Origin of the sequence: Aphanothece microscopica RSMan92 (genome assembly GCF_046613545.2) — a bacterium.
Classification (GTDB): domain Bacteria; phylum Cyanobacteriota; class Cyanobacteriia; order PCC-6307; family Cyanobiaceae; genus NIES-981.
Genome location: NZ_JBKKKY020000199.1, coordinates 1 through 1149, shown reverse-complemented (window position 1 = coordinate 1149; position 1149 = coordinate 1). Strand labels below are relative to the sequence as shown.

2 protein-coding genes are annotated in these 1149 nt (G+C 68.8%); both read right to left on the bottom strand.

All coding sequences use genetic code 11. The annotated features are described in order from the left end of the window. Positions 1–146 precede the first annotated feature (146 nt). Positions 147–530, bottom strand: a complete 384-nt coding sequence (locus ACLD7X_RS16945) for a hypothetical protein (RefSeq protein ID WP_411424861.1) — start codon at positions 528–530, stop codon at positions 147–149. Positions 531–574: 44 nt separating this feature from the next. Further along, positions 575–1149: DUF4386 family protein (locus tag ACLD7X_RS16940; protein WP_411424860.1), on the bottom strand; the 575-nt coding region annotated here is incomplete at its 5' end.

Genomic DNA, 1149 nt, shown 5'->3' with positions numbered 1-1149 from the left:
CCCGCCTCGCCCGCCTGGTGGGGCTCGCCCCGCACGGCGGGCCGGCGGCCCGCGCGCTGCCGGAAGGGCACGGCTGACCCCTGCTGCACGCCCGCCCCGTCAGGTGTCGGGGCGGGCGTTGCCCTCAAAGGCCGCCTGAATGGGGCTCATGACCCCAAACATGCACGCAGAGGGACAAGGCGCCCCGACTCCATGTCGCGCCGCCAGCGGGCGTCGACACCAGGCGCGAGCTCTATCGTCACCGTCGAGCCGCGGTCGACGCTCGAGAACGTGATGCGCTCGAAAGTGAAGCCCGCGACCCGCAGGACATACGCCGTACCGCCGTCACCGGTCTCGAGTAGCTGTGAGCCCGGATAGAGGTCGGCTGTCTCAGCGAAACAGGACGATACCGCAGCCGCGGACCGCGAGCTCTGGAACATGGTGCGCTCGGCGATTTGGCCGAAGCGCTCGGGGTCGCGAACACCGGTTTCGAAGGTCGCACAGCCTGCGGCGAGCGTGAGGACAGTCAGGATTTGGAGCGAGGATTTCATAGCGCGTTCCTTTCAATTCGACAGTGAGTGGGTGGCCGGATGGATCACGCCGGCGCGCGTCGGCCGCGCGCCAAACCGACGCCGGTCGCCATCAGCCAGAGGGTGAGCAGGAGAAATCCTGCAATCGTGAACAAAGCGAAGGGGTCGCCCGATCGGCCAAGCGCGATCGCGAGGCCTTCCGTCGTGCCCACGGCAATGACGAGAGCCGTGGCGCCGCCGAGACCGCTGGTGATACGGCTGCCCTCGCGCCATTGCAGCATCGAGAGCGAGGCGACGAAAAAGACGGTCAGCCACTGGCCAAGGTGTTCGCCAATGGCCACGCCGCCGTACAGGTTCAGGACTTCAAAGGCGCGCGCTGCGGCGGCCTGGTCTTCGGCCGTCGAGGCCGGATCGGCCTGGATCCGGGCGAGCGTGGGCACGACGAACACCCAGCGCCACAGGCCTACCGCCTGCGTCAGCCCGGCGAGCGCGCCGAAGGAGGCTGCCGCGATTGCGAGACCTGGCGTCTCGGCCATGCGTCGTCTGTCTACCGAGAGTGCGAGCGCCAGAGGTACAAGCGCCAGCGCAGCAAGCGCGAAGGCGTGCCAGGTCAGGATCAGCGCGGGTCCGCCCTCGGCGA